The sequence below is a fragment of the Oerskovia sp. NPDC060287 genome (assembly GCF_042726775.1).
Taxonomy (GTDB): domain Bacteria; phylum Actinomycetota; class Actinomycetes; order Actinomycetales; family Cellulomonadaceae; genus Oerskovia; species Oerskovia merdavium.
This window is the reverse complement of record NZ_JBHXBO010000331.1, coordinates 1-3,718: the sequence shown is the minus strand read 5'-3', so window position 1 is coordinate 3,718 and position 3,718 is coordinate 1. Positions and strand designations below refer to the sequence as shown.

Sequence of the window (3,718 nt, the reverse complement as noted above, 5' to 3'; positions counted from 1 at the left end):
GCCCCTGGATCGCGCGATCCAGGGGCATCTGCTCACTTCTCGGTGAGGGTGTGCGCTCACGAGCGTGACACGCGGTAGTTCGTTCTGACGAGTAGTGCGGTTCGCGTAGTAGTGTCTGCCGCACAGGAGCCGGTCGAGCAGGGAGTCAGGGTGGACACCACACAGCTGTTGAAGGGCGTCCTCGACGCGGCGGTCCTCGCCGTGGTCGCGGACGAGGACGGGTACGGGTACGACGTCGTGCGCCGCCTGCGAGCCGCGGGGCTCGTCGAGGTGGGTGACGCGTCGGTGTACGGCACGCTGCGCCGCCTGTACTCGGGCGGGATGCTCACGAGCTACGTGGTCCCCTCCGACGAGGGCCCGCACCGCAAGTACTACGGCATCAACGCGCAGGGGCGGGCCGTGCTCGACACCCAGCGCAAGGAGTGGCAGGAGTTCTCCGGCACGCTGACCGGCCTCCTCGGGACCTCGGAAGGAGCCGCGTGATGTCCACGACCATGAGCCCTGAGGACGTGATCCTCGACCAGGTCCACCGCTACGCCGCGGAAGTCCGCGCGCACCTCGCGGACCTGTCGCCCGAGCAGGTCGACGACCTCACCGACGGCCTCGAGGCGGATCTCGCGGAGGCGCTCGCCGACATGCCGGGCGCGTTGCGGCCGCGCCAGGAGGGAAGCGAGGTGCCCGACGGCGGAGCGACCTCGTTCCTCGACGTCGCCGCACGCTTCGGTCCGGCCGCCGCGTACGCCGCCGAGCTCCGGTCGGCAGCCGGTCTGGACCCCGCAGCCCCGGGGCCCCGCCCGCGGATCGGGGTGCGCGGTCGGTTGACCGTGGTCGGAGGGATCTTCGAGTCGGGGTGGAAGTCCCTGTGGGCTCCGCTGACGTCCACCCCGCAGTGGGCCGCGTTCAGGGAGTTCGCAGCCGAGCTGCGGCCCGTGTGGTGGGTGCTGCGCGCGTGGGTCGTGGTGCTCGTCGTGCACCAGTGGCTGGGCGGCTCGGAGGGCTTCGGCCTCGTGCCACAGGTGCCGTTCTGGCGCCTGCTCCTGCTCGCGGCGATCGTCGTGAGCGTGCAGTGGGGGAGGGGCCGGTGGCTGCGATGGCGCGCGGTGCACGTCCTGCGCAAGGTCGTGAACGTCGTCGCGGTCGTCGTGGCCGTGCCGTTCTTCGTGAGCGCTGCGTTCGGGGCGAACACCCAGCTCAACGGGCTGAACACGTACTCGGCAGGCTCGTACGACCAGGGGTTCGACGACGGGGTCAGGTCGTCCGGCGACGGTTATGGCACGAGCGGGGTCAGCACAGGGAGCGGGGACGGCGGCGTGTTCGTCGACGGCTCGCAGGTCAGCAACCTGTTCGTCTACGACGCGAGCGGTCGGGCTCTCCAGGACGTGCAGATCTTCGACGACCGGGGGCGTCCCGTCCGGACCATCACGGGGGAGGGCACCACGCAGGCCTGGACCCTCCCGGACTTCGAGCAGGGTTGGTACTTCCAGCCGTCGTTCTCGACCGACGGGCGCGAGCGCTGGAACGTGTACCCGTTGCGCGGGCTGCCCGACGACGCGGTCGAGTGGGACGGCTCCGAGCGTCCCGTGCCGCTCGAGGGCGAGCAGCCGCGGTCCATGCCGTCGCCCTTCCTGCAGGCGCAGCCGCTCCTGGTGCCCTCGACGGGCGGCGGCGGACAGGCGGCCACGCCCGGCACGTCGCCCGGCACCGCATCTGACGCCACGCCCGGCACTGCGCCGGACCCGGCAGCCCCCGAGGTGCCGGCCTCCCCGGAGGCCCCGGTCGGCGGCGAGACCCCGGTCGACCAGCCGGTCGAGGGGACCACGGCCCCCTCGGGCCGGGGGCCGGGCGCGCCCGCCCCGGCCACGGCCCGACCGGTGCTCGAGGCCTCGACGGGAGCTGCGTCGTCGGGCGGGTGACACCCCGGCCCGTCACCCGAGGTTCTCCAGGCGACCCACGTCGGTCGCCTGGCGAACCTCGGGTTCGGCGACCTCGCAACCCTCGCCAAAGCGGCCGTACCGCCCCCAAACGACACGCAAACAGGCCGCTTGTGAAGGTTGTCACGCCCACGGATCGGACAGAAGTTCACCAAGAAGTTGAAGACGGTAATACTCTGGTTTCATGCCTCAGAATGACCTGACCTCGGTCACCCCTGCCCAGAACGCGGACAACGCTGCGTCGCCGCGTCCCCGCAAGGTCCCCCGCATCATCGTCCTGGGTGGCGGCTCTGTCGGTCTGTACTCGGCCCGCCGTCTCCGCAAGAAGCTCGGCAAGCGCGAGGCGGCCATCGTCGTCGTCGACCCGCGCCCGTACATGACGTACGCGCCCTTCCTGCCGGAGGCCGCCGCCGGGTCGATCGACGCGCGCGACGTCGTCGCGCCCCACCGCCGCGCCCTCAAGGGTGTCGACGTGCTCCAGGGCAAGGTCGTCGAGATCGACCACGCCGGGCGCAACATCACGATCCACCCGGAGGAGGGCGACGACTACTCGGTCTCCTACGACCACCTGATCGTCGGCCTCGGCTCGGTCTCGCGCACGCTGCCCATCCCGGGCCTCGCGGAGAACGCGATCGGCTTCAAGAACGTGGAAGAGGCCATCGCGGTCCGCAACCACGTCATCAACCGGATGGACGTCGCGTCGTCCACCTGGGACCAGGACCTGCGCAAGCGCATGCTCACGTTCGCCTTCATCGGCGGCGGCTTCGCCGGCATGGAGGCGATCGCCGAGATCGAGGACATGGCGCGCTACGCGACCCGCAACTACCCGACGATCAACCCCGAGGACCTGCGCTTCGTGATGATCGAGGGCTCGGGACGCATCCTCCCCGAGGTCTCCGAGCCCATGGGCCTCTACGCGCTCGAAGAGCTCAAGAAGCGCGGCATCGAGTTCCACCTCAACACGTTCCTGTCCTCGTGCGTCGACGGTCACGTCGTCACCTCGACGGGCGTCGAGTTCGACACCGACACGATCGTGTGGACCGCGGGCGTCAAGGCGAACCCGGTCCTCAAGGAGAACTCGGACCTGCCGGTCGACAAGCTCGGCCGCGTGATCGTGCTCCCGACGCTCCAGGTCGCGGACGAGGACGGCAACGTCATCCCCGACGCCTGGGCCGCAGGCGACTGCGCCGCCGTCCCGGACCTGCTGAACCCCGGCAAGTTCTGCCCGCCGAACGCTCAGCACGCGATCCGTGAGGCCACGCGCCTCGCCGACAACCTGGTCGCCGTGCTGCGCAGCGACGAGCCCGTCGAGTACAAGCACAAGAGCGTCGGTACGGTCGCCTCGCTCGGCCTGTACAAGGGTGTCGCCGAGCTGTTCGGCATCTTCAAGCTCAAGGGCTTCCTCGCCTGGGCCATGCACCGCAGCTACCACGTGATGGCGATGCCCACGGGCAACCGCAAGATCCGCATCGCGATCGGCTGGATGGGTCAGTTCCTCATGGGCCGCGAGCTCGTCTCGCTCGGTTCGCTCCACGACCCGCGCGCGGAGTTCCGCCAGGCGTCCGTGCCCCCCAAGGCCGCGGGCGAGCCCGTCAAGCAGGAGGCCGTGTCGTCGGCCGCCGAGGCCGAGTCGGGCGGTGCCGAGGCGAAGTCCTCCACGGCTGCTCCCGCTGAGGCCGCGGGCACCGAGGCCGGCCACGGTCCCGCCAAGAAGGCGACCAAGAAGGCCTCGACCAAGGCCTGAGCCACCCGCACGTCAGCACGTCCCGCGAGGGCGGTCCCGGAAG

General features: G+C 70.7%; 3 protein-coding genes. All 3 read left to right on the top strand.

All coding sequences use genetic code 11. The features are described from left to right. Positions 1-150: 150 nt before the first annotated feature. The 3 genes from ACFWFR_RS18410 to ACFWFR_RS18400 all read left to right on the top strand — a co-directional run bounded on the left by ACFWFR_RS18410 (position 151) and on the right by ACFWFR_RS18400 (position 3,675). Positions 151-483, top strand: coding sequence for a PadR family transcriptional regulator (locus ACFWFR_RS18410; protein WP_191800339.1), 333 nt, complete (start codon positions 151-153; stop codon positions 481-483). After that, a complete protein-coding gene (locus ACFWFR_RS18405) occupies positions 483-1,913 on the top strand; it encodes a hypothetical protein (RefSeq protein ID WP_377624047.1) in 1,431 nt (476 codons plus the stop codon). The genes ACFWFR_RS18410 and ACFWFR_RS18405 overlap by 1 nt, the downstream gene beginning before the upstream one ends. Before the next feature lie 202 nt (positions 1,914-2,115). Continuing rightward, the gene (locus ACFWFR_RS18400) at positions 2,116-3,675 is read left to right on the top strand and encodes an NAD(P)/FAD-dependent oxidoreductase (protein ID WP_377624045.1); all 1,560 of its coding nucleotides are present in this window, start codon (positions 2,116-2,118) and stop codon (positions 3,673-3,675) included. Positions 3,676-3,718: the final 43 nt, after the last annotated feature.

Excerpts from the sequence above, each read along its gene's own strand:
- ACFWFR_RS18405 (WP_377624047.1), top strand. The coding sequence starts at position 483 with ATGTCCACGACCATGAGCCCTGAGGACGTGATCCTCGACCAGGTCCAC.
- ACFWFR_RS18400 (WP_377624045.1), top strand. The coding sequence starts at position 2,116 with ATGCCTCAGAATGACCTGACCTCGGTCACCCCTGCCCAGAACGCGGAC.